The organism is Acinetobacter puyangensis (genome assembly GCF_900096995.1).
Classification (GTDB): domain Bacteria; phylum Pseudomonadota; class Gammaproteobacteria; order Pseudomonadales; family Moraxellaceae; genus Acinetobacter; species Acinetobacter puyangensis.
Genome location: NZ_OANT01000001.1, coordinates 413,137 through 438,593 on the forward strand (window position 1 = coordinate 413,137; position 25,457 = coordinate 438,593).

The window sequence follows — 25,457 nt, forward strand, 5'->3', positions numbered from 1 at the left end:
ATTGCTGCAATTGCAGCGGTAGTTGTGGGTCATGCCGGCGTTTTGCTGGCTTTGTCCTATATGAAGCCAATGCAATTAAGACCAGTCGATCCACCCAAACCTGTGCAGGTTCGTTTTGTCAAAATTGTTGAGAAACCAAAAGCTGAATTACCAAAGCCAAAAGAACCTGAGAAGCCGAAAGAACCGCCTAAACCTAAGCAGGTGAAGATTGTTGAAAAGCCCTTGCCTCCACCTAAAAAAGTAGAGAAGGTGCAGCAAGTCAAGGCGCCTACACCAAAGCCGGTAGAGTTACCTCAGGCTGAGACAAAAATTGTGACCACAACGACAGCCGTGGTGACGACACCACAACCTGCACCAAAGGCAGAGCCGGCACCCGCACCGGAGCCAGCACCACAAGTTGATAACAGTCCCCGTAATTTGGGTGATGCATCAGGTGTGGCCTGGAAGCGTAAACCAAAGCCTAGGTTATCTCAGGACGATCTGAAAAGTGTTACCAGTACTTCAATGATCATCCGTATCGATGTTGACGATAAGGGTAGAATCAAGGCAAGAATCAAACAGGGCAGTGGTAATGCAAAGGTTGATAGAGAAGTCATTAGAGCTGTGCAGGCAGGACAATTTTATCCGCATAAAGAAGACGGTGTTGCCGTTCCATTTTATGCAGAACAACCATTCCACTTACAGTAAAGCCGCAGGGCTAAACCGAAATATTTGAAAATTAAGGAGTTCGAATAATGAACTTTTCAGTGTATTGGCAACATGCAGATGCGGTAAGTAAGACGCTGTATTTTATTTTATTGGCGATGTCGATTACGACGTGGACCGTCTTTATTATCCGTATTCTGGGCACCAAGCAAATCAAGCAATTGGCCAAAGACAATTTACAAAAAGCCATTAACGACTTGAAAAACCGTGTCAGTGGCTTGGCTTATGATCACCGTAAAGCAGCTGCCGAACAGGTGTTATTACAGCAGATTGCACGTGAAAAATCGGCCGCAGATAAAGGCGTATCAGTATTGGGTACCATCGCTTCAATTGCACCTTTTGTTGGTTTATTTGGTACAGTGTGGGGTATTTTCCATGCACTGGTCGCCGTTGGTTCTAGTGGTCAAGCTGGTCTTGCTCAGGTTGCAACACCTGTGGGTGAAGCATTGATTATGACGGGTCTGGGTCTTGCGGTAGCGATTCCTGCGGTACTTGCCTATAATATCTGTGTACGTCAAAACCGTACCTTGTCAAATGACTTACAAGATCATGCACATGGTTTGTTGATTGATACAATTTTACAGGATCAAAAACATGTAGCGGAATCTTCCGAATCCGTTGCAGCAAATAAAGCACAATATGCTGGAGGTCAGGCATAATGGCATTTTCTCTAGGAGAAGATAATGATCAAGGCATGACGGAGATGAACCTTATTCCGTTGATTGACATCATGCTGGTATTGATGATTATCTTTTTGGTCACAGCGACTGTAGCGAATCCGTCCATTCCGTTGACATTGCCGAAAACAACGGCAGAAATGCAGGAACAGCCGCCGGAAGCGATTACGGTGAGTATCGATAAAGATAACCAGATTGCGTGGAATGGAGAAGTTGTATCCTTAGATGAATTGGCACGACGTTTCCAAGAGAAAAGTCATGCAACGCAAAAACCAACCATTCAACTGCGCGCAGATAAAGATTCAAAATATGATTCAACTGCTCAGGTGATGTCCCGTGCAAGTGAAGCAGGTTTGGCAGATATTGCATTTGTTAGCGAGAATTAAGATCACATCGTGGATTTGTATTAATATTTCTTAATGCATTAAGCAGTCTAAAAAGACTGCTTTTTTTATGATTGAAATAAATCTGGGAATTGTTTATGAAGTTTTTCGAGTTTTGGTGGAATGGCAAAATTACAATAAGGCTGGGTTGGATTACGATCAAAGAAATTTTGGTGATATTCTTCGGCACTATAAAATTCTGGCGCAGCTGCCAATTCGGTGACGACATTGATACCGTCGGCCTTTAACTGGGCGATTTTATCTTGTGCCTGTTGCTTTTGGGCTGTATCCAGATAAAAGATCACAGAACGATATTGTGTGCCGATATCATTGCCCTGACGATTGAGGGTGGTGGCATCATGTGTGGCAAAAAATACCTCTAGAAGTTGCGTATAGCTCACAGTCTGTTCATCAAAATCAATACGGATCACTTCTGCATGACCAGTTGCGCCGGAACAGACCTGTTCATAGTTCGGATTCTGACGTTGTCCACCGGCATAACCGCTTTCTACCTGCCGAACACCTTTGATATGTAGAAAGACTGATTCGGTACACCAAAAACATCCACCACCAAAAATTGCCTGTTGCATCGCTGAATCCTCATCATTGATAAGATTTTTGTCTGTTATATAGATTGAATCATTGCGGTTGCTTTAAAATTTTTCCAGTGCAATATTGTTGCAACAGGAATCTGACGCTGAAAATAGTTCAGATCGAAATATCGATTCCTCAGAATTAGAAGCAGCGTTAAATTTGATCCATTTGGTTCCCGGCTTGTTTTACGATAGAAGTAGAATACCACGCATCTAACGCGGTTGAATTGGGCTGATAAAGGTTACCAGCGCATTGCCATTGGCATCTATTAAAACCAATTGTTGATGGCTTACAGTATATTTTGCAACGTGCTGTAATGCTTGTTTATAAGCCTGTTCAATTTCTCCATTATTGCTTAAACATGCCATTTCGGTACTGGCAATCTGTCCTAGGCTAATGTTATTTAGATTATCAGCCTGATAACTCCCCATAATACGATTACAGCTGTCAGAACCGCTGAATCGGGCCTCACTTGAGCTAAATTCAATCGTGGCTGTGTTTGCATTCTGCGCATAGGTAATCGGCTGTTGACCTATCTGACTCAAGATCCAGGCTTTGCCTTGTAGCAGTGATAGATTATTTGCCTGTACCACTTGTACTTCTGGTGGGGTCGAAGTACATGCTGAAAAAATGATGCCGGAACTTAAGGCACATCCCAATAAAAAGTTTTTTTTCATGATCTTTCCTATGTTTATTAAAGTTACATTATATTTGCTTGATCAAAGCAAAAAATACCAGAAATAGCCAGTGATTTGATCAACAAAAATGATGCAAACTGTAAAGCAGTTTTGGTCTTATTGATCTGCTTTGGGTAATCCGGAACGAATCAATTGCGAATAGTGCCGACTAGATCGATCTTTGAGCTGTGTAAAATTTTGTACTCTAGGATTGATATAGGCCATCTGTAACCACTGACTTTGTGAGTATCGTTGGTCAAGAATCTGATGATCATACAGATAATAAGGTAATTTCCCGGATAACAATACCCGATAATCGACCGGGATCGGATCAATTTTATTGACCATATCAAAAATGATGGTAGTACAGTTACTAAATAAGGTGTTATACCAGCGAGGATGGGTTTGCAATGCCTGACCTTGTTCTAGATAGGATATGAACAATTCCTGCATGGCAATTTTGGGCATTTTTACCGGATAGATATAGACACGCTCTTTACGGATATTGCTACGTGTATAGATAATATCTTTTTCGTCGGCAGGTACAATGGCAAGTTCATACTGACGGAAGAAACCACCGATGCTGGAGAATTTTTCGGTTTTTTCCTTACGGATTTCTATCGAAAATGTCAGATGTCGTCCATCGGCAAAATTAAAACTTAATAAGGTATGTGCAATTTGATTTCCGGCCCAGTAGGACAGAATTAAATCCATACTTTCAATTTTGGATAAATCGTAGTGCCGTGTCTCCCAACGAATGTCGTAATCAGTTTCACTGCGCCAGTTAAAATTACGTACATTTTCAATGGTAATCTGATCGCCATGCTGTTGATAATTTAAAATTCTGGCGACTTCGGGATTCCAGTCACGATCATTACGGGGCTGCATGGAAAAATACCATACCACACCAACGGTAAAACATAGGAGGTAGATCCAGACATCGGTTTTGCGTTTAAAAATCGCCTGTGTGATGTAGACACCAGTAATGCTACAGGACAGAATAATCCAGAAACCAATCGCGATATAGCTAAAAACTTTGCCAAAGGGTTGCTGGATCCATAGTGCCAGACACAGCCAAATACTGGATAAAATGACAAATATATAAAACAGACCGTGTAATAAAGCACCAAAAATACTTTTGTGGAAGGTTTTTTTATCGATGTCGTTCATACTTAGCATAAATTATCTTGACGTAAATATTGGGCAAAACGAAAAGAAATTGCATCTTTGGCACTGATATGGTCACTAAAATCGGTTAGGATAAAATCATCTGGAATTGCAGGATAGAAGGCATCACCTTGTACATCCAAATCAACATGGGTGATTTCTAGACGATCTGCAATAGGCAGGGTTTGTTTAAAAATTTCCCCGCCACCGATAATAAACAATGATGGCTTATCTACTTCTTCCAAATCAAATACAGCTTGTTCTAGCGCATTGTCAATAGAATAGGCAACTTTTACGCCTTCTGCTGTCCATTGATGATCTCGGGTAATCACCCAGTTAATACGATTGGGTAAAGGGCGTCCCATGGATTCAAAGGTTTTACGCCCCATAATCACCACGCCATCTTGCGTAATACGTTTAAAATGCTGTAAATCTTCTGAAATATGCCAAGGCAGTTGATTGCCTTTACCGATACACTGCTGAACATCACAGGCCACCACATGTACAACTTCGATGTCTTGAAAGGCCATTTTCTTCTCCCTGATGCTCCCCGTATCGAGGATGCATTTTAAATATATATGCTGTAGAAACCTTAAACCGCAACAGGTGCCTTGATGGCCGGATGTGATTGATAACCAACGATGTCGATATCTTCAAATTTAAAATCAAAAATATCTTTAATTTCAGGATTAAGTTGAAGCTGGCAAAGTGGTAATGGTTCACGGCTTAACTGTAATCTGGCCTGTTCAAAATGATTGGCATATAGATGCGTATCTCCGCCGGTCCAGACAAAGTCGCCCACATCAAGCTCACAGACCTGCGCGATCATATGCGTGAGCAGGGCATAACTGGCAATATTAAAGGGAACACCTAAAAATTTTATAACCCTAAATTTTTGCACAATATGCTTTCCAATAAGGGTTTACTACCAAATTATAACTGTGCATTATTAATTTTGCACATTTGGTAAACCCAAGCATATTCTAGAACAGTTAATTAAAACCAGATACTCATCTGAATGTAATTAAATAAGTTTTCCCTAGAAGGATAATTATAGATAAATTTAATACTTTTAGCCATCCTTTAGTTCCAAAATTGATACGTACTGACAAAAACGAAAGATCAGATATTAAAGTTTATTTACTCCTTAGGTATAAGTTCAATACAAGCAAAAAATTTACACTTTAAAATGTAAACCTACGGTTAGGTCTATGTTCAAACTATTAATTATTTTAACTTTTTATGTATGTTCTAGCTAAAACAGTGTTGCACCACTAGCGAATAATTCAACATAACATTGATGTTCTAGTATTTTTCAGCGAGTTGCGGCCCTAGTCGACTTTTTCCACCCATCCAAGGAATAATTGGCTTGGTTTTCATCTTTTCACCTACTGCATTTTTTCTTCATTTTCTGATAGCCTCAACATACTCTTTACAGGAGGTGATGAAGCATTTTCTGCGGTAGTCAACTTACCCAAGGAGGCATAGCTTGCTAGAATAAACTATGTCGCTTCGTTTTGTTTTTTATATTTATAACTTTCAATAAGTCGGAAATGATTCCTAAGGGTGGGGTATGCTAAGTAAAAATCTAAATAAATCAATTAATAGTATTGTTTTTGATTGTCCTTATTGCAATGCCAACAAAATTACTTTTGATATAAAAGGAATAAATAACCCTCAATTAGATAGAAATAATAATAAAATTCATTTTCAATTATTTGCAGTTTGTAGATCATGCAAAAATGCCATTACGGTAAATGCTATTGAAAATGAAGAGTTTTTTAAAATGGCTTTAGGGGATAAACTTAATAATGATCGTGGAACGACATATCTTCAGATTGTTCTTAATTACTTTAATGAACACGAACGAGATTTACATACAATTTTTTCCTCATTTTTTTATAACCCAATTCTGCCTAGTTCAACACAACCTCCTGAACACTTACCATCAGAAATTGAAAATATCTTTTTAGAAGCATCAAAATGTCTTTCAGTAAATTGTTATAACGCTGCTGGTGCAATGTTTAGACTTTGTTTGGATATTACAACCAAGAAAATTATTGATAATCATTCAAATAAAAATCCAACAGCAAATGATAAAAAAACGATCCATTCCCGCTTGAAATGGATTTTTGAAAATGAAATTTTACCTTCAGATTTAGAGGACTTGTCTCGTGGTATTAAGGATGACGGGAATGACGCTGCCCACGATGGATCATTGAACAAGGATGATGCTGAAGACCTATTAGACTTTACTTATATTTTACTAGAACGGGTTTATACAGAGCCTGAACGCGTGAAGATTGCAGCTCAACGTCGAGTTGCTCGTAGACAAACTCCGTAGCTGTTCATTTAGGATAATCTAATTGCAAAATAAAACAAATACACAATCAAAATTTAAACCGTTGATTGTTGTTTCAGGCTTATATTTATTACTGATGATAGTTTTATCTGTTGGTGATCTCTCTGAATTCAAAGAAATGAAACCAAATGAATGGGGCGATTTCCTCGCAGGCACTTTCGCGCCTTTGGCGTTTATGTGGCTAGTTTTTGGCTATAGACAGCAAGGCGAAGAGTTAAAGCAGAATACAGAAGCCTTAAAACTTCAAGCTGAGGAATTAAAAAATAGTGTTGAGCAACAAAAGCAGCTTGTAAAAGTGACACAAGTAGAACTAGAACTCATTAAAAATAAAGATGACCGTCAAATCAAATTAGAAACGATTAATGCACAACCATTCTTTCATTTTTATGAAATGAAAATTGCTCCTCTATTACAAAATCCTGATGGGACAACTATGGGATTACTTGAATTTTCATTCTCTTTAAAAAATAGTCGTGGTGTTTGTAGAGAGATATCTATTACAAATGCAAATTATAATAGAAGTCTAATTTTAACTACACAGTTTGATTTACTTGAAAATGAGACTAGTGCTGAAAAAATAAAGTTATATTTACCATTTGAATTTGAATACAAAAATGGTGAATCTTTTCCAGTCGATTTGGAAATTAATTATCATGATGCTTATGATATTAAGCAATTTCAAATTATTGAACTGTCCGTTGAGCGTGATTATTCATCTGAAGAATTAGCATTCAAAATGCATACAAAAAGAAAAGGACAATCTTTCTAAAATCATCAACACCCACATCATTCACCCAATTATAATCATCAGAATGTATTTCCATCTCATCATGACTTGGAATTGACATAAATTTGGGTGTACTTGGGTGCTTAATCATATACTCTACAAGTGAAGGACAGGTCTTTATGGTATTTTGTTGTTCTGCTGACTTGTAAAATTAAAAGCATGGGATGATTTCTTGATTAAATAATAAAAAAGTTATATGCAAAATCAATAACTACTTGGACATGTATTCTTCTTTCATCTGAACTTGTTTTCTGTTTTAGGTTTAAATGAGACTATATAAAGCCGTGGAACATGAAAATCAATAAAAGGCCCACTCTGGAGGGAATGGGCCAAGATTCTGGAAGTATCGGATTGAATTTAAAGGATAATTATGAATCATTAGGTATAACGTGCATTATGTTAATTTTACGAAAATTTGACTGTTGCTTTTACCTAATGAATTTGAACTCGATTAAAGATATTTGGATCTTTAGCTAATGCTCTATAAAAAACTTTACGCCAATGATTTTCAAAAAGACCTGGAGTATTTGAACAATCTATTAAATATTCCTGTAAAGCAGTTCCTGTTAGCATTCTCAAAGAATTTTTCAATAGATATAATAGTTGAGAAGCCTCACTATTTATTCGTAATTTATATTCAGCTTCTATCCTATAATCTTTAAAATGTTTACTAGCTCTTAGTTTATCATCATTAGACCATAAACTAGGTGGATTAGTATAAATATTCAGCCCTAAGGTAGTATAATCACTTATACTACCTTCAATCCATATATCATTAAAAAATATTGACTTATCAAAATATGGGTGAATTGGTTGATCAATATAACAAGTTGCTACAGTATTCAATTTTCCAGTATTACAAGTACCACATGATGGTAATAAATTACTAGTGAATACAGAATATTGAGGAAAATCTGCCTTTGGTAGATAATGATCTAATGTTGTAACTGGATTACATTCTCCACAATATGGACACATATCTGCAGAGCTTTTAATTACATTATATATTTGTTTTCTTGCATCTTTATCTTTCCTATCTCTCATATAGCCATATAAATTATTTAATTTTTTTTTAGATATATTTTTATGTAAAACTGGGTTGCTTTTACGATCTAAACCAATCATACATGATGTTAATTTGTAGCTTTCTAGATTTTTAAATGAACTATCTATTAAGAAAGCATGATATACAAAATAATGGTAAATTTCTTTATAAGAATCTATTAGGGTTTTATCTAAAAGAGTATCCAAGGTAATTTGTACAGATTGTAAATCATTAATAGAAATTTTATCTAATTTGATCATTGATTGCGCTCCATAATAAGAACACGCAATAAACCTTTTGCTTCTGTACCTAATTGATTGTGGAATTTACTTACTATATCTTCATAAGTAAGCCCTTCATCAACTAAATCCTTTAAAAATTTCAAAAAACCAGATTCTTTCACTTCTAAACCAAAAATTTCATTAGTCAATATTCCAATATTTTCGCCAAATGTTTCGCATTTAGGCTTTTTCCCCACCATTACAGCGCCATGCCTTGTTAACTTTGTTACACAAGTTTTCGGAACCTCTTGTACAACAACTGGAGAGTGAGTCGCAATAATAGCAACAGCGTTCCTATTTCTTAAGATATTACTAAGAGCCCTAACAAAGGCTGACAAGAGAGGTGGATGTAAGTGACATTCAGGCTCATCTAAAATTACTAATGATTTTTCTTCTAACCTTTCTACTAACTTAGTAACTGTTAATAATACAATTTTATGACCTGAACTCATTCTCTCAAACTTTTTGCATATAGCTTCTTTTGACTCATTATTTAATTTATGAAGTTCCATCTCTGCAAAGTTAGGATCAGAACAAAGAGTTTTGATTGAATCATTCCAAATATTTCTTTTTAAATTAGTTTTTAAAATAAAACTAAATGAAGAGTAAAATTCTGTTGTTAATTCTTTTGGTGTTTTTGATTTAGGTTTATCAAGAGCATCATCAGGAAAATAATTTTTTAAACCAATGTAATGATATTTTGTTCCATAAACATTAATTGAACCATCTTTAGGTGGAATAAATGGATCAAATGCACTAAAAGATACAGAAATTAATTGGCTAAAGAATGTATAATCTATTTTTATACTCTCCACTTCACCTAAATAATCAGTAACTTTTTCACTAAAAAAAACTTCATCAGAATTAGATGTAATGGCTTCAATCATTGAATTTAAAATATGTGTTTTTCCAACTCCATTTCTACCAATAATCGTATGAATATTCGTAGGAGGCATTGAATCTTTTAAAACATCAAAATTTAAAGTAACAGGATAGTTTTTATTAGATGCAATTATATCAAACTGAAAATTAAAATCTGTTAAAATAATTTCATCATTTATAATTTTTCTAAATTTTTGTTCTATATTTAAAATACTCGTATCCCTAAGGAAAGCTTTCAAAAAAGCTCCCTCCGATTTAACTTCGTCCAATAATGATTTTTTGTTAGCTATATCATTTAAATTATCCAGTATTTCTAATTGAATACTTGGATCTAATTTTTTTAAATTTAAATAATATTCCTCATCTGTTCCTAGTGAATAAAAATTATCCTCTAATTTATTAAAAACTTGAGCGATTTTTATATCAGTGTAATCTCCTTCTGTTTGTCCTTTAAAAGCTATTCTTAAAGTACCAATCTTATTCTTTACTAAATCAGAACCACAATAAATTAAGTGAAAGTATGTATAATAACCTTGATCATTCCAATTATCTGTAACTAAAAAAAATGTATCAGCTTCTGGAGTAAAACTTTTTTGATCAAAATAACCAATTTTTTTAAATTTCATCAGTATATCTAAACATATAAAATCATTATTAAATTATAACTATCTAAAAAAAAATGCACTCACTCTCTCAACATTCAACCTAAAAGCCTGCAAAAACTTGCTTGCTCTTAAAGTATTGCCGAATACTAATTTCAGGTTGACTGAGCCACACATCGGTTGTCCACGACAGTAGGTAATTGTGCTTTCCTACATAGGCTGAGATTACGGTTCACACACCGCATCGACACGTTCCAAAATCTATTTGATATAAAATCTCATCTGCGAAATGCACATGTTAGAACCCATTGAAAGTGCTGAAATTAGATACGACTCTCTGTCTATTTTTGGTGAAATTTGGTCTCCAATAGAATAAAGAATATGCAGTTACATTCAAATTGAATATTTTTTGGTAGATCATAATGTGTTAAAGATTGCACACTATGATCCTTTTTCTACCTTAAAGTACAACTATTTGACTATTATGAATGGTTGTAAAATTATAACTTTCCATACTTTACTATGTAAAAAATCTAGAATTTATTAGTTAGAAAAGTTGTAATTTTTTCATCTAAATGCATTAACCAATCATGTAACTCAATAAAGTCTAATCTTCTCTCACAGTTTTCAACTTTAGCAACATAGGACTGTGGTTTTTTTAAGGACAAGGCTAACTGTACCTGCGTTATATTTTTAGATTCACGCAGTTTAATCAATTCTGTAATAATTTCCCTATACCTAGGGTCGTGTATTGAGCTCATAGCTCAAAATGGTGTACTATTCTAAAAAATATCCCAAAATGGGATATTTTTTACTTTTAAGTAGTATATTGAGTTTTTTATGCCTAAAAATCATAAACTTAATCGTTGTTTGATTAAGTTTTTATCAAATCACAATTTTATAAATAGCGAATTTAAAACCATATTTGATGGTTTTACAAATGAGTATCCTGAGTATCGTGGCTATAACGGCTATCAAATTACCTATAATATAATTAGAAGTTTAGTTAAAATTAATTTGATTACGCTTACTCCTCGTACTAGCCAAAATTATGAGTATTCCTCAAATTATACAATGTCAGAACTCAATACATATTTATTGAACAAAGGAATTAAGTCTGATTTTCAAGGCGAATTTGAGAAAAAGCTTAAAAGTTTGAAGATAACGCTGGAGAAGACTCAGTTAGAAATTCAATTTTTTGATCAATATCTAAAAGAATTTCCTCTGTTAAAAGATACTCTTATCGTGTTTAAGAAAAACAGTGAACAACAACTTAAGAATTTAGAGTCTGAAATCAGTGTCCTAAATAAGATAAGTGCTCATCTTTAACATGAGTACTTATTTGAAATTACATCAAAATTTAGTAGCTAAATTACCAAGCAATATCTCATTATCAAAGCTTGAAAATCTCTTTTAATTCATTTCTCCAACTTTTATTTTCATCTATGTTCAACGTTTGAGTGAAAGTTTTCAGTTGAATGGTTTTTAGGTGGACAACGTTTATTGTCTAAAAGTAAGTGACCAAAGCGATCTGAATTTGGTGAATTGAGTAAGTAATCAAGTGCCCTAGAAGATTGGATTTGTAAATATTTCCCCCATGCATCATATCGAGGATAAAACTAGGAACTTCTGTATTGGTTTTCATCACATATTTTTTGCTTGAAGTGGATAATTTATTTCATCTGGAACCCAATTCCCTTGATACTGTGTTAAGTAAATCCAGTGACCTATACCATTTTTCAAAAGTTAATCGACCAACAGTCTAATAGTCCATTGAATCTTCAATCATGGCGCAATGATAAACAGTTAGCCTCAATTTAATATTTTCCTTTACAGTACTTTACAAGCGATGATATTAATATTACAGTGAGTTTTATCAAATTGCTAAAGAACAAGCAGTTACAATGTGGATAGAGCAAATTAATTATTACAGTATTAGATCAGTTTAAATATATTTTGAACTGAGTGAAATATGTACTGATGAATTGATTAAGTGTATTATTAAAAAAGTTAGCTATATCACTAACTAAATTGGAGATTTGTAAAATATATGACAACTAGAATAGAAATTGGCAAAGAAATCTGCGCTGTGAAAAAGCGCTCTGCTACACACAAAAAACTTTATCAGAAGAAAACAGAATTAATAAAACAACGATATCAGAGATCGAAAATGATCGATTCACTGTTTCATTTCTTGTGTTTGAACAAATTCTTAATTTTGTCAGATTAAAATTTAAAGTGTGAAAAAGCAAACACCAATTTCCTAGAAGCGTTTAATCAAGCGGTGGATTAATTTTCAATAATTTTAAAAAATATTAAAGGGGAAACTATGTTAAAAAATATAGAAATACAAAACTTTGGAAGCTATCAGAATTTTAATGGATTATCCGAGAAGAATTATTTTAAAAAAATGAATATCATCTATGGAGCAAACTACTCTGGAAAAACAACTTTATCAAGGATTTTCGCATTATTAAAAAATAAAAATGACCCAGAAAACTATTTGAATCCCATTTTTAAAACAGTATTTGAAAATGAAATTATAGATTCTAGTAATTATAAAGAAAATTCTAAAGACTTATTGGTGTTCAATAAAGATTTTATAAATGAAAATTTATCTTTCCTAGTATTTAATAATCATGAAACAGGTAGTATAAAAAGCTTTGATGCTGTTGTAGTTGGTCAAGATCAAATTTTAATAGATAATAAAATAAATGAGTTGCGATTTTCAATAGAAGTTCTAGATAAAACTGAACAAGGAGTTAATAGAGCAATAGATCTAATTAATAGGGATAAAATTAAAATTGAAAGAGAAAAGTCAGGATTAATAAGAGTTAAAGAAAATAGTTTAACAGAGAAAGCTAGAGAGCTTGAAGCAAGTGGTTTAAATACTGCTCGTACATACAGACGACCAAATTTAGTAATTGATATTGATGGGATACTATTAGGAAATCCTCAATTAATAAGAAAATTAACTGAAGATGAAATTCTAAAAAAAATTAATGATATGAAGGTTTCTCAAAAGCCAGAAATAAATATTCAAAACAAAGTAGTTGAAATAGAAAATTCTATAAACCAACATATTGAGCATTCCGATAAAAAATTAAAAGAAGTAGTTGAGAAAAACATTACAAAAGAAATCAATGAGTTTTTTAAAGAATGGGTACTTCAGGGTTATCATTTACATAAAAAACACAATAAAGAAAGTTGTGAATTTTGTGGTGGAGAGCTAAAAAAATCAGTATTAGAACAATATGAAATTTTCTCGAACCAAAGAGAAGAAAATCTCAAAAAAGAAATGATTGGACTTATTGAAAGCCAAAAGAAAATATCTAAAGCTTTATCTGTCCTCATAGAGGGATTTGTAGAACCAGATGCATACTTCTATGATAGTTTTAAAAGTGAATATTTAGTGTTACTTGAAAATATTAAATCAAAAGCATTTGATTTTTTAGAAAGCCTATCCTTATTAGAGTTAAAATTAGATGAAAAACTAATTAATTTGAGCCTTGAATTATTTTTTGACTTTAGCTCTTTAAAGAAAAGTTTTAGAGCTTTAATTGATGCATATATTCAAGTGATCGATATATGTAATAAGAATGATGAGTTTTCAAAAAATATTAGTAGAGAGCAAAATAAATTAAAAGCTGAAGTACTTGAAGAGCGTATTGTTGAATACTTAATTGAATTTGAATGGCACAAAAAAAATAGTAAAATAATTGAGTTACAGGAAAGTGTTAGGAAGCTAATTCCATTTGAACAAGAAAACTCTGAAAGAGTTTTGGAAATTCAAACCTATCAGGTTAATATTCAAGAGGAAATAAAAAAACTAAATGCTCAAAAAAGCACAATAAGTGCAGCAAGTGAATTAGTTAATAAATTCCTTAATAGTTTTTTTGGTCATGAAAGTTTATCTTTAATTCCTATAGAAGCGGAAGGCCAACAAGGTCGATTTAAAATAGTTAGAAATGGACAGGAAGCCTATAATTTAAGCGAAGGCGAATGTACATTGGTGGCTTTTTGTTATTTTATCGCTTTAGTATACAATTTGAAAAATATAGAGAAATTATCAGATGTGATCATTTATATTGATGATCCTATATCGAGCTTGGATTCTAATAATATTTTCTATATTTATAGTCTAATAGAAAATATTATATGTAAAGAAAAATCATATAAGCAATTATTTATATCGACCCACAACTTAGAATTTTTAAAATATCTACGAAAATTAACTATTCCTAAAAATAGAACAAATATTAAAAGTTGTAGTGATCCATCTTGTACTTCAACCAAAAGAAATGAAAAAGAGGATGTCTCTTTCTATCTTATTAATAAAGAAAATAATATTAGTAAGTTAGATGTGCTTCCGAATTATTTAAGAAAGTATAATACGGAATTTAATTACCTGTTTTCACAGATATGGAATTGTGCGCAAACAACAACTGAGCTAGGTCCGGATCAAATTTATAATTTCAGCAATAATATGAGGAAATTTTTTGAAGTATATAATTATTTCAAATATCCTTCTGATCAAGATAAGTCAGCATTTAGAGAGAAGTTCTTTGATGCAGAAAACAATCTTAATCACTTTAAGCTAGTGGATAGAATAGCAAATGAGTATTCACATGCTGAAGAAATATTTGATAGAACAATGAGACCAATTTCATCACAAGAAATGATTGAGACTTCAAAGTTTATATTGGAAAGATTGAAATTAAATGATGAAGTTCAATTTAATGCTCTAGTTCAAAGTACTATAGATCTACGAGAATAAAAGCTATCCTAAGCTAAGCAAAATGCCTTGGGGCAATATAAAAAACAGAAAATATCTAAATTTATGATTGAGATGGAAGGAGGTCATGAAGCACGTTTTTGAGGTCTGTGCAAGAAACACTTAACACTCTATAATATTGAATTAATTCATCAATATTGGATTTCATCATAAATTATTTAAGGTATTGAAAAATATTGTTTTTTGTGATTGGTCTATATTTTATTTGAATATTATATAACGTGATATTAGTTGAATTTTGATTGGTAATATTTAGGTGGTTAAATGAAGCAGTATCTAGATTTGTGTCAACGCATAGTTGATGAAGGCGTATGGGTTGAGAATGAACGAACTGGAAAGCGTTGTTTAACCGTTGTTAATGCTGATTTAGTATATAACGTAGGAATGAATGAGTTTCCTTTAGTTACAACTAGAAAAAGTTATTGGAAAGCAGCTATTGCAGAATTGCTAGGCTATTTGCGTGGATATGACAACGCTGCCCAATTTAGAGCGATTGGTTGTAATACTTGGAATGCAAATGCTAACGAAAATGGAGCTTGGTTAGCGAATCCTTATCGTAAAGGTGAAGACGATATGGGGCGTGTCTATGGTGTTCAGGGACGTCATTGGCGTAATTCTGAGGGTAAAGAGTTTGATCAGCTTCGTAAGATCTATGAGGATTTACGAAATGGGATTGATGATCGTGGCGAAATTCTGACTTTCTATAATCCGGGTGAGTTTGATATGGGATGCTTACGACCTTGCATGCATACTCATACCTTTTCTTTGGTGGGAGAAACACTTTACCTAACGTCGTCACAACGTTCATGTGATGTACCATTGGGTCAAAATTTCAATCAAATTCAAGTCTTCACTTTATTGGCATTAATGGCTCAAATTACAGGTTATAAGGCAGGAAAGGCTTATCACAAGATTGTGAATGCACATATCTATGAGGATCAGTTAGAACTTATGCGTGATGTTCAACTTAAACGTGAGCCTTACGCAGCTCCAAAACTTATAATAAATCCAAAGATTAAGACTCTCGAAGACATAGAAACATGGGTAACACTAGATGATTTTGAGGTCGAAGGCTATCAATATCATGAAGCAATTGCTTATCCTTTTTCAGTATAAATAGTAAATTCTATTGGGTGAGGATTTAGTATCTTTATCCAATAGAATTTACTTACGATATCTAGTGTTTAATTAAATCTGGCAGGATGCCTTTGCTTTCTAATAATGTTTTTAACCGTTTGATTTCTTGTTCTGCTAACAAAAATTTTTTTTGATATTCTTCATATAAATTTTTATAATAAGCATGAGATTCTTTTTGAGTCTTTAACTGTGTATGAAGGTGATCAAAAGAAAGTTTGATATCTTGGTATTGGTTAAACCAATAGATAACTTCTTGTCTTGCCTGATTAAGTTTTTCATCTAACGATGTTTTATCACTTATGCGTTGTTTTTTATTTTCCTCGTCTTTGGAGGATCGTTTCTCTTTAATTCTTTGTAGATGTTTTAATGGCCAGTCACGATTTGTAATAGTATTTCGATGAATTCCAGCCATTTTTGACAATTGGGCAATAGTAGCTTTAAGTGATGGATTGTTCTCTATTTCTAGTAATGATTTTTTAAGTTTTAAGGTATTTTCCTCATAGTCTTCAGCATTTTTTTGATCATAAGTCTTGGTATTCATAATTCTACCTCTTCACCTAGGCTCTCTAGAACCATTGCAGCTTCATCCATTGCGGCTTTAATTTGGTCACGATTATAAGCATATTCTGGTTTATTAAGATTTGCTTTATTCAAGATATAAACTTCACGCCATTTAGGGGCATGTGTACTAGTAACAATAGCTTGACTACATCTTGCAGGATTGCATCGTAAGGAACCAATACAGGGTAAAGAGGAGTCAAATTCTTCAGTTCTGTTACCGTAGCATATACCTTGACCTACATAGACAACAGCCATACCTTGATCAGTCATTGCCTCATATATTTCTTCTTCAGTGTATCCAGCTGCCATATATCCTTGGAATATCTTGATGAGATTTTGCTTATGTTCAGCGGCTTTGCTGCCATAGTATGCTGCATTTGGATTATTTACAGCTTTAACAACCTCTAATTCAGCAGAGTGCCTTAAGGATCTACTTGTTTTTCGGCTACCACCCTTTGAAAGTAATTCCCCTATTTCACCGTAGCCTAGAGTTACAGTTGATGTAGCCTCCATTGATGTAAATTTATTCACATTATCCACAAAGTGTTTCAGTTGAAAGGAAATGAGTGGCAATCCGACTTCTGCCCTAAATAGTTGATAGGTTAAAGTGTGACGTAACATATAAGGATTAAATTTGATTTGATCCGCTACTTGGTGTCCTAAAAGTTGGGTAATAAGATTATTTATTTGGTATGAAAGACCGCTACTTTTCATTGCTACAGCATTACTATTGGGTTTTACCGTATCTACGTTAGATACTAGGTAAGGTGAAGATTTGATTTTCGAGATATGAGAAGCTGCCAATATTGCGTCTCTAATAATTGGAATGGCTACCCATTTATCATCAAACAAGCCGGTATTGATCTCTTGCTGATGTTTCTTGAGTGAACTTTTAATCAACCAAATTCCATTTTCCTCTACAAGGCAACTACAGTTTTCTACTTTGATTTCGGCTAATTCCGATGGTCTCATCCCTGTATATTGACCAACTAGGTAAAGACATGAATATGCTATTAAATTGAAATATTCACGTAGATTGTTAATATTAAAACCAGCATTTTTCAATGATTTTCGTATTGTTCGGTCTCCCATTAGTAAAACTTTGTTGTTCATCCTTTTATCTAACTCAATTTTTTCAAAAACTGAGCTTGGAGAGTAGCCTTTAGCCCTTAGGCGAAGTGCAATATAGTAGTTAAACATTTTAAGGTTAATTTTTTCTTTATTTGCCCAAGACGAATATTTACTTGCACTAAAGCGCTCCAGAGTATGGATATCTGATATTTTCGATTTTTCACCTATATTGCTTAAGAAATCTACTACGATGAATGATGTCATTTTAGATAAATGTTCGAAGATCTTATCGGGTAGAATTTTATCTTTTTCCTGTTTATTTTTATTAGGTTTTTTTTTCCAGTCTAAACTTTCCAAATCGACATAAATAATTGATTTATCAAAAACATATTTGGTGGAGGAGGGACTTCTCATATATTCAAAAAAGCCATACAGCTTCGTAGTTAGCAACTGATCAAAAGTTTTTGCCGCTTTGTTATAATGTGTTGAATCAATATCAGATAACGATTGAAATTTGTATTGGATGAATTCATGCCCGAATTCTTCATTGAGTATTTTAAATATTTCATTAATAAATTCTAGACCACTTTTGAAAATAGGAATTAAGGTGTTAGCTTTGAGCATTCCCTTTTTAGAACCTTTCCGACTACTATTTTTAGGTCGAAAAATAAGATTGTTAAGTAGAGCAAGTTCAAAGATAACTTTTATTTCAATTAAAATAAATTTTGGAATGCTTTCATATTTTGTATAGTCAATACATAGTTTTGCACCTTGAACATTACGAGCAGCATGAGGATAGTCAGCGTTGAAATCCCAAATACTATCTGAAAATTTAGATGACTTTGAAATTGGTTGCTCCATTAAATCATTGACATATTTAAAAGAATTATCAGGTTTTTTTGGAGAAAATTTACTATCTAATTTTTCACCTAGATTCGGTGTATTCATTAGATAGAGACGATGTTCTACAAAACTCGTTAATATGTTTAGTTTTGTTTCATTATTCATTATAAAACTCCATCAACCAAAAAAGTTGCTTCAATGTATTCAGCTGTAATTTCAGCATTTTTAAGTTCTTCTATAGAAAAATCAGATAGTTTAGGGTCTATAATGTGTTTTATAAGCTCTAGATTCTCTTCAATCACACGGGCATATGGTGTATTCATTACCTGAGAGTTCTCAATGAGGAGCTTGTAATCACGTTGCATTGCAAAGATTTGGGGCAGATCCTTAACTGAAACAATTACATTGTCACAGCTTAAACATTTGTTATATTGAGAACATGGTGTTCCATGAGTATAAGATGATAAATTTTTAATAAATTCTGGGGGGGCAAAAATGTTCTTGCATTCAGCGAGTGGTGTCTTAAATGTAATTGTTACATGATCTTCCTTTTTGAGTTCAATTCGCTTTTGTTTTTCTTCAGATTGAGTATCTAACGTGGATTGTTGTATTTCGATTAATTTTTCATTGAGCTTTTTTCTACTTAAAGCATTAAAGTCCAAAGAATCTAAATATTGAATAGTTGTGCGAATAGATTTATGACCTAACAGAAGCTGAATTTCACGTAACGACGCTTCAGAATCAAGCATTTCGCTTATTAAAGTGGGTCTAAATCTACTGATTGTTAAGACCAATGGGCAATCTTTATCATTCGTTAAATTGTATTTTTTTACGAATTTAGAGATAACATCGGTTAGTTTTTTCGAATTTTTATCTTCATTTCCTAATAAGGGCGTTATTCGTCCATGGTGTTTTACACTATTGGATTGATATATAAATAATCTTTGCTGATTTTTTTCATCGTCGATATTTTTTCTAATGTCACGAGTTAATCTAATTACGTCATCGAAAATAGCCTTTACAGTTTGCGCTTGCTTTACTGTAAGCCAAGAGATATCAGCATCGATAAGATCCAATGGGTATTCTTTGTAGCCATCAGATCTTTCTTTCCAATATTTAAGGCAGGGGCATGATGTCGCAGGATGACAAGGTTCATAGTCATCTATATTTAAAGCAATTATAGAATCAGTATTTAAACCTGTAACTTGGGCTAGTTTTAGAAAATATGGTAAGAGTAATTCTACTCCTATAATAGGTGTGACCCCCCATTCTTTATATACAGTCATTAGTCCTTTTTTTGAATCTGCTATGATTCTAAGGAACGATTGTTCGATTGGCGTTTTTGCTGTACTAAAATGAATAGGTTTACAATTCAACATGTTTTCGAACAACCAACGAGCGTTTTCTAAAGTTGATAGACCTCTTACCCGATTACCATTTTGATCTAAAGGGTTGGAGCCCATACCAGTTTTTTTATAAGGCTCTAGACTTAATTTAGCTTCATTAAGTTCCTGATCGATAGCTTCTAATATTTGAATGCGCTCATTTTTGCTGAAAGGTTTTTTTAGATCTGTTTGTCTTGTAGTATCAAAGCCTGCTACATCAAAAAAAACATATTCTAGTCCTTTAATTTTCGTTAGCCGATCCAATGTGACGCGTACTGAACTTAGAACAGTATTAGCATGATGGCTTGATATTTTATTATCCAATATATTATTTTCTAAGTGTTTCCTATATTTAGATAATAAGTGTTCATCAAAATTTTCTAAAATTTTTAAGGGTGTATTTCCATGTAGTCCAGAAAGAAATTTGATAAATAGGCTACATGCATTTCTGTAGTTATCTTTTCCTGATTCTGATGCTAACGAGTTCGTCATAGATGCAAAAAGCTGCTCAATCTGAATAAAAGGTTCAGCCTCTGAAGGTTCAATGAAGTCTAATAGGTCATTAAGTTTAAGATTAGCTAATCTATTTAATTTATCTTTTTTGGTTTGATGAAGTGGCTTTGGATTACTATTTCTATCTTCGATCCGTTGTGAAACACTTTTATAATTGGTATCCAATAAACCTAAATTTTCAAGATCTTGATGAATAGATTCCCATGCCTTTTTAACAACATCAAAGCCTAATTCACCCTGTTTGATAGGGCGTTGATCTGTAGGTATTTTTCCAAGTGAAATTTTATTGCCAAAAATAGGTAACTGACTTTTTTCTTTAGAGTTCAACTTTCTGTACCAACTAAGCAGTTTTCTTCTGCTTTCAACGGTGGCAGCTCCTGAAATGTCATTTGGAGATACTAAAATTTCGTTTTCAATCATTACTTTAATTAAAGGATAAGCCAATGCTCTATATTTTTGTGCTGCACATTTTGAAATACCTAAAACGGTTTTAAGGTATTCGACTGATACGTTAAAACCTAAATCTGTATTAGCCTTAGCAACAGGTATTTCCCACATAGCATCTATGTCATCAGATACCGTTGCTACCCATTTTATGACAGTAGATTTAACATCTTTAATTCGTCTTTTATTGCTAATAACTGTCTTGATATCTGCCATGATAATTCCTGTTTATTAAGGCCCCAATAAATATAATTAATTACTTTTGCCATCCATTCATATTGATTTGCTAAAGAAGCCTAAGAACTTTGTTGATTGTGTATTGATTTAAATAAAATATTGTTAGTCTTAACCTAGACATTAACTATTTGAGCGGTATTTAGACTGGGACCTTTCATTTTATATCTTTGATACTGATTCTTAATTGAGTTTTTTCAGTTAAACGTCTCATTTTTTCCGCCCTAGTTAAGAGTTCTCCATTTTCATTACACATCGAGTTATAGATGTCATGAGGGATACTGGTATACATTTGGGTCGTATTCAAATGGTTATGTCCTAAGTTTTTTTGTAAGATTACAAGCCGATCTAGATAATCAATTCCTAAATCATTTGATTGCAATATTGCGTATGCATTGCCATGTCTTAGCTTATGAGGTGAGATTTCTCTAGTAATGAGCCCTTTTTTAATAGCACGACTGCTCAAACGCTTAAGCAATTTATTAATAGCAGATGGCGTGTAAGGGGTTCCTTCAGCATTTAAAAAAGCTGGAGTTTCAGAAGGTGTAGAATATTTTCTTGCATGCTTTTTATACAGAGGGGAGGCATGGTACTTTTGAATACGATGAATAGTTGCTGAACTAATTAATGACCACCGAGGTTTTAGCTCATTACCTCGCCCTTTACTACCTAGAACTTCAAGAGGGGCATAATCGGGAGAAATGGGTTTGTCAGAATCATCTGATATAAACGTTTGAGAGTTAAAATTTACCGTATTTTGAATATGTTCAAGCGAAACTCTAGGAAGTTCTGATCGGCGAAGCCCTGAATCGTATAAAAATTGAAGTAAAACTCTTTCTCTTTCAGATAAAGTGGATGTAATCAATATAAATAAATCATCAAGATTACAGGCAACAATAGGGGTCCGTTTTGGAGCTTTAGAAAGATAGCCTCTTTCGTATGGATTATCTTGTCTGAGTGGTATACGACTTTCTGTGGATGAACACAAGAAATCAATAAAAGCACGTATGGTTGCATCACGGTTTCTAACCGTAGAAGAACTAATGTTCTGTTCGCAACTTAAGCAAGTTAAATATTCTTGTATTACATATGAAGGAACAGTAATAAATACATCATCACTTTCATCACTACTATAATCTGAGCGATTGCGGATATATTGCAGAAAGTAGGTTAGATTTTTACCGTATGTGTTTGCCGATTTATCTGAAATTTTTTCATGCTTGGCGAAATAAGATAAATATTGAGAAATAAGAGGTAGAATTCTACCGTTATCATCAAAGACACCAACTCCGTTAACTCTTACTATTGTATTTAATTTTGAGTTTTGAAATTGCTCATTTAGATATGATTTAGATAAGTCTAAACTTATATTTGAACAAACTTTGATTTCCATACTAATCGCCAAATCAATTCAATGATTAAGTTTTATAGCATACTGTACATAATTTAAAATTTACGATAAACATAAGTGAAGTAGGTGGTTTTAAGCAGCCAACACTTCATACTGTGAATTATTCATATGGGGGAATAAAAAAAATACATCGGCACTTCGTTGATATAATTGGCAGGACAGTTTGCCATCCTGAACAAAAAACTGAAATAGCGTATGGCAAGGCGGCAAGGGAACCTGACCGGCTTCTTTGGGATTCCAGCCGGAAACGATTAATCGACGGGAACTGGGATTGTTTTTGATTTCATTGATGAGCCATGAAATTTGATCAAAACCATCATTTTTATAGCTGCCATCAGCATTCTGGCTTGCGCCAAAGTTACGCCATTGATGACCATATACCGGGCCAAGTTCACCTTCGGGACGACCAAAACGGGCACATTGTTTGGCAGTGGCCCATTCATCCCAGATGCTGACTTGATGTTCCTGCAAATATTTGACGTTGGTGTCACCTTTTAAAAACCATAGCAGTTCAATCGCAATCGAGCGGAAATGGACCTTTTTGGTGGTGAGCAGGGGAAACCCTTTGGACAAATCAAAACGCATTTGATAACCGAATACCGAGCGAGTGCCTGTCCCTGTACGATCACCTTTATCACCGCCAGTTTGTAGAATATGATCGAGTAGGTCGAGATAGGCTTTCATACGTTATCCAATTTTCATAAGGTCAAAACATAGCGGCTTATCTTAACTGATTTCCACAGTCTTAAACAAATATCGGGCACTAAAATATTGAGATAGAATCACGAGAGTAATTGATTGGAGTAGCGTGACTAAAAATGTATCTTTTGGTAAGTTGAAGATCAGATTCAAAAAAAGTAAAAATGGTATCGTGCATAAGATTATTTCAAGGCCTTTTTTATATGTATTATCAGATTTTACTTTACTGTATTGCTGTTTAAACAAAGTGATCAGGATTCCAATAAGACAGCTAAAAAGAATAAATTTAGGATTTAACAGGTCAATTAAGGCTGTCAGGATCAGAATGATGACACTGCATAAAATGATGAAATGACGTTGACGATTCGAGAGTGTTTTTTGATTAAATAATTTGAAGTCCATCACCGCAAAAATCCCAAAATATTGTGACTATCATAACAAACATAATCAATATTTTGGGAAAATCACGGCAACGGTTTTGTTTATTTTATATGCCAGTCATACTGTTTGCGTTGATAGGCATACCAGAACATCAGAACACCAATAATAATCATTGGAAAACTGAGCAATTGTCCCTTGGTGACCCATCCCAGCAGAATAAAACCCTGATCCACATCGGGTTCACGGAAAAACTCCATCACAAAACGAGCAACGCCATAACCGATTAAGAACACCGCAGAGACCGCCATTCGGGGACGAGGTTTACTGCTAAACCACCATAATATGATAAAGAGTAATAAACCTTCACATAGCGCTTGATAAATCTGGGAAGGATGACGTACCAGTTGTAAAGGATCAGTTGGGAAAATCATGCCAAATGGATAGCTTGGATCTGTCACCTGACGACCATAGAGTTCACCACCGATAAAGTTGCCGATACGTCCAAACATCAGACCTGTAGGGACGCAGGGTGCAATGAAATCCAGCGTTTCAAACCAGCTTTTCTGGTACTTGCGACACCAGAAAATCATGGCGAGCATGACACCGATAAAGCCACCATGAAAGCTCATGCCACCTGTCCAGACCTGAACCAGCCAGAGTGGATTATCCAGAAATTTATCAAATTCGTAGAACAAGACATAACCGATTCGGCCGCCGAGTACTACGCCAAGTGCCCCATAAAAGACCAGATCGGAGACCATTTCTGCATTCCAACCGTCACGCTGTTTGGCACGGTAGGTTGCCAGACCCCAGGCACATAGAAAGGCCAATAGGTACATAATGCCATACCAGTGGACTTTGACTGGTCCGAGTGATAAGGCAACAGGATCAATGTTTGGATAAGTCAGCATTGATTTTCCTTCATTCAGTTTTATTTTGTGCTTGATTGTAGCGGATAATTTGAAAAATGTTGTACATTCAATGTATAGGGTGTATTGAATTTTTAAGATGCCACAAGTGAAGAGTTGATTAGATGTGTATTTTAGCGTTGGCTTGGGAAGTACTGGAAGATACGCCATTGCTTTTAATTTCCAATCGTGATGAGTTTTATCATCGTGCTGCCCAACCTTTGGCGCATTGGCCGCATAGTCCAGTTTTTGCCGGGCAGGATTTACAACAAGGTGGGACATGGCAGGGCATAACCGAACAGGGACGTTGGGCAGTGGTGACGAATTTTCGTGAGGGCGGGCAAACAACACAATATCCAACCTCACGCGGTGATCTGGTCAAGGATTTTTTATTGTCCGATTTGGCACCGATCCGTTTTGCTCGGAATTTGGAAAAAACACAGAATGATTATGCCGGTTTTAATTTAATTGTCGGAGATCGGCAGCAAGCTGTTTATATGAGTAATCGTGGCGAAGCACCGCAGGTTTTGGCCAAAGGTGTATATGTGTTGTCTAATGGCTTAATGAGTGAACACTGGCAAAAAACCGCACATTTACGTCAACGCTTTACACAGGAATTACTGCCTTTGATGCAGTTGCCACAGGTGACGCTGGCAGAACGGTTGGATACGGCTTGGGATATCTTGCAGGATCGGCGCAAAGTTTCAATAGCGCTATTGCCACATACAGGAATTGCTGAGGAAATGGAGTTATTATTATCTTCAACCTTTATTCAAAGTGAGGTCTATGGAACACGCTGCTCTAATTTTTTATTGATAGAAAAAGAGAAGCTTAATTGGTGGGAAAAAACACAACAGGGGCAATATGCAGGAGAAATTCGGCAGGTGCATATCAAATAAAAACAGCCAGTGAT

21 protein-coding genes and 4 pseudogenes are annotated in these 25,457 nt (G+C 34.2%); 10 read left to right on the forward strand and 15 right to left on the reverse strand.

The window, feature by feature from the left end:
* The first annotated feature begins 69 nt into the window (after positions 1 to 69).
* The 3 genes from CRO21_RS01930 to CRO21_RS01940 are packed head-to-tail and all read left to right on the forward strand — an operon-like array spanning position 70 to position 1,768.
* The gene (locus tag CRO21_RS01930; RefSeq protein ID WP_409449478.1) at positions 70 to 687 is read left to right on the forward strand and encodes an energy transducer TonB family protein; all 618 of its coding nucleotides are present in this window, start codon (positions 70 to 72) and stop codon (positions 685 to 687) included.
* Between the two features lie 47 nt (positions 688 to 734).
* A complete protein-coding gene (locus CRO21_RS01935) occupies positions 735 to 1,364 on the forward strand; it encodes a MotA/TolQ/ExbB proton channel family protein (RefSeq protein WP_097077656.1) in 630 nt (209 codons plus the stop codon).
* Positions 1,364 to 1,768 (forward strand): ExbD/TolR family protein, encoded by a 405-nt coding sequence (locus CRO21_RS01940; RefSeq protein WP_097077657.1) that lies wholly within the window; start codon positions 1,364 to 1,366, stop codon positions 1,766 to 1,768. Before CRO21_RS01935 ends, CRO21_RS01940 begins: the two co-directional genes overlap by 1 nt.
* Positions 1,769 to 1,833: 65 nt before the next feature.
* Here CRO21_RS01940 and msrA read toward each other — a convergent pair whose 3' ends face one another.
* The 6 genes and pseudogenes from msrA to CRO21_RS17865 all read right to left on the reverse strand — a co-directional run.
* Positions 1,834 to 2,355 carry a peptide-methionine (S)-S-oxide reductase MsrA gene (msrA, locus tag CRO21_RS01945; RefSeq protein ID WP_097077658.1) on the reverse strand — a complete coding sequence of 174 codons (522 nt, stop codon included), beginning with the start codon at positions 2,353 to 2,355 and terminating at the stop codon, positions 1,834 to 1,836.
* A 216-nt stretch (positions 2,356 to 2,571) separates the two neighbouring features.
* Positions 2,572 to 3,036, reverse strand: coding sequence for an META domain-containing protein (locus CRO21_RS01950; RefSeq protein ID WP_097077659.1), 465 nt, complete (start codon positions 3,034 to 3,036; stop codon positions 2,572 to 2,574).
* Between the two features lie 117 nt (positions 3,037 to 3,153).
* Positions 3,154 to 4,206, reverse strand: a complete 1,053-nt coding sequence (locus CRO21_RS01955; RefSeq protein ID WP_097078104.1) for an Lnb N-terminal periplasmic domain-containing protein — start codon at positions 4,204 to 4,206, stop codon at positions 3,154 to 3,156.
* A 2-nt stretch (positions 4,207 to 4,208) separates the two neighbouring features.
* A complete protein-coding gene (locus tag CRO21_RS01960; protein ID WP_097077660.1) occupies positions 4,209 to 4,733 on the reverse strand; it encodes a dihydrofolate reductase in 525 nt (174 codons plus the stop codon).
* Between the two features lie 62 nt (positions 4,734 to 4,795).
* Positions 4,796 to 5,080, reverse strand: a pseudogene (gene thyA, locus CRO21_RS01965) (thymidylate synthase); the annotation flags it as partial.
* Positions 5,081 to 5,461: 381 nt separating this feature from the next.
* Positions 5,462 to 5,583: pseudogene (locus tag CRO21_RS17865) on the reverse strand (DNA adenine methylase); the annotation flags it as partial.
* A gap of 193 nt (positions 5,584 to 5,776) precedes the next feature.
* On the opposite strand from CRO21_RS17865, the gene CRO21_RS01975 reads away from it, so the two are divergent.
* Together CRO21_RS01975 and CRO21_RS01980 are read left to right on the forward strand one after the other, a co-directional pair.
* A complete protein-coding gene (locus tag CRO21_RS01975) occupies positions 5,777 to 6,547 on the forward strand; it encodes a DUF4145 domain-containing protein (RefSeq protein WP_228150338.1) in 771 nt (256 codons plus the stop codon).
* A 22-nt stretch (positions 6,548 to 6,569) separates the two neighbouring features.
* A complete protein-coding gene (locus CRO21_RS01980; RefSeq protein WP_097077662.1) occupies positions 6,570 to 7,334 on the forward strand; it encodes a hypothetical protein in 765 nt (254 codons plus the stop codon).
* A gap of 450 nt (positions 7,335 to 7,784) precedes the next feature.
* Here the strand turns inward: CRO21_RS01980 and CRO21_RS01985 are convergent, their stop codons facing one another.
* The 3 genes from CRO21_RS01985 to CRO21_RS01995 all read right to left on the reverse strand — a co-directional run bounded on the left by CRO21_RS01985 (position 7,785) and on the right by CRO21_RS01995 (position 10,923).
* Positions 7,785 to 8,657, reverse strand: a complete 873-nt coding sequence (locus CRO21_RS01985; RefSeq protein ID WP_097077663.1) for an HNH endonuclease — start codon at positions 8,655 to 8,657, stop codon at positions 7,785 to 7,787.
* Positions 8,654 to 10,186 carry an AAA family ATPase gene (locus CRO21_RS01990; RefSeq protein ID WP_097077664.1) on the reverse strand — a complete coding sequence of 511 codons (1,533 nt, stop codon included), beginning with the start codon at positions 10,184 to 10,186 and terminating at the stop codon, positions 8,654 to 8,656. Before CRO21_RS01990 ends, CRO21_RS01985 begins: the two co-directional genes overlap by 4 nt.
* Positions 10,187 to 10,695: 509 nt before the next feature.
* Positions 10,696 to 10,923, reverse strand: a complete 228-nt coding sequence (locus CRO21_RS01995; RefSeq protein WP_097077665.1) for a helix-turn-helix domain-containing protein — start codon at positions 10,921 to 10,923, stop codon at positions 10,696 to 10,698.
* 79 nt (positions 10,924 to 11,002) lie between these two features.
* On the opposite strand from CRO21_RS01995, the gene CRO21_RS02000 reads away from it, so the two are divergent.
* From CRO21_RS02000 to CRO21_RS02010, 4 genes and pseudogenes are all read left to right on the forward strand, one after another.
* Positions 11,003 to 11,491: a hypothetical protein gene (locus CRO21_RS02000; protein WP_097077666.1), complete on the forward strand. Its 489-nt coding sequence runs from the start codon at positions 11,003 to 11,005 to the stop codon at positions 11,489 to 11,491.
* Between the two features lie 721 nt (positions 11,492 to 12,212).
* A pseudogene (locus CRO21_RS17870) lies at positions 12,213 to 12,403 on the forward strand (helix-turn-helix domain-containing protein); the annotation flags it as partial.
* Between the two features lie 88 nt (positions 12,404 to 12,491).
* Positions 12,492 to 14,939 (forward strand): AAA family ATPase, encoded by a 2,448-nt coding sequence (locus CRO21_RS02005; RefSeq protein ID WP_097077667.1) that lies wholly within the window; start codon positions 12,492 to 12,494, stop codon positions 14,937 to 14,939.
* A 282-nt stretch (positions 14,940 to 15,221) separates the two neighbouring features.
* Positions 15,222 to 16,073: a thymidylate synthase gene (locus CRO21_RS02010; protein WP_097077668.1), complete on the forward strand. Its 852-nt coding sequence runs from the start codon at positions 15,222 to 15,224 to the stop codon at positions 16,071 to 16,073.
* A gap of 61 nt (positions 16,074 to 16,134) precedes the next feature.
* Here the strand turns inward: CRO21_RS02010 and CRO21_RS02015 are convergent, their stop codons facing one another.
* From CRO21_RS02015 to lgt, 6 genes and pseudogenes are all read right to left on the reverse strand, one after another.
* Complete coding sequence (locus tag CRO21_RS02015) at positions 16,135 to 16,635, reverse strand: hypothetical protein (RefSeq protein ID WP_097077669.1); 501 nt, start codon at positions 16,633 to 16,635, stop codon at positions 16,135 to 16,137.
* Positions 16,632 to 18,734 (reverse strand): site-specific integrase, encoded by a 2,103-nt coding sequence (locus CRO21_RS02020; RefSeq protein WP_097077670.1) that lies wholly within the window; start codon positions 18,732 to 18,734, stop codon positions 16,632 to 16,634. The genes CRO21_RS02015 and CRO21_RS02020 overlap by 4 nt, the downstream gene beginning before the upstream one ends.
* Complete coding sequence (locus CRO21_RS02025; RefSeq protein ID WP_228150339.1) at positions 18,734 to 21,127, reverse strand: tyrosine-type recombinase/integrase; 2,394 nt, start codon at positions 21,125 to 21,127, stop codon at positions 18,734 to 18,736. The genes CRO21_RS02020 and CRO21_RS02025 overlap by 1 nt, the downstream gene beginning before the upstream one ends.
* A 175-nt stretch (positions 21,128 to 21,302) precedes the next feature.
* Positions 21,303 to 22,538 (reverse strand): tyrosine-type recombinase/integrase, encoded by a 1,236-nt coding sequence (locus CRO21_RS02030; protein WP_097077671.1) that lies wholly within the window; start codon positions 22,536 to 22,538, stop codon positions 21,303 to 21,305.
* Between the two features lie 99 nt (positions 22,539 to 22,637).
* Positions 22,638 to 23,240, reverse strand: a pseudogene (thyA, locus tag CRO21_RS02035) (thymidylate synthase); the annotation flags it as partial.
* 497 nt (positions 23,241 to 23,737) lie between these two features.
* Complete coding sequence (gene lgt / locus CRO21_RS02045; RefSeq protein ID WP_097077673.1) at positions 23,738 to 24,547, reverse strand: prolipoprotein diacylglyceryl transferase; 810 nt, start codon at positions 24,545 to 24,547, stop codon at positions 23,738 to 23,740.
* 122 nt (positions 24,548 to 24,669) lie between these two features.
* Between lgt and CRO21_RS02050 the strand changes: the two genes are divergently transcribed.
* Positions 24,670 to 25,443 (forward strand): NRDE family protein, encoded by a 774-nt coding sequence (locus CRO21_RS02050; RefSeq protein ID WP_097077674.1) that lies wholly within the window; start codon positions 24,670 to 24,672, stop codon positions 25,441 to 25,443.
* Positions 25,444 to 25,457 lie beyond the last annotated feature (14 nt).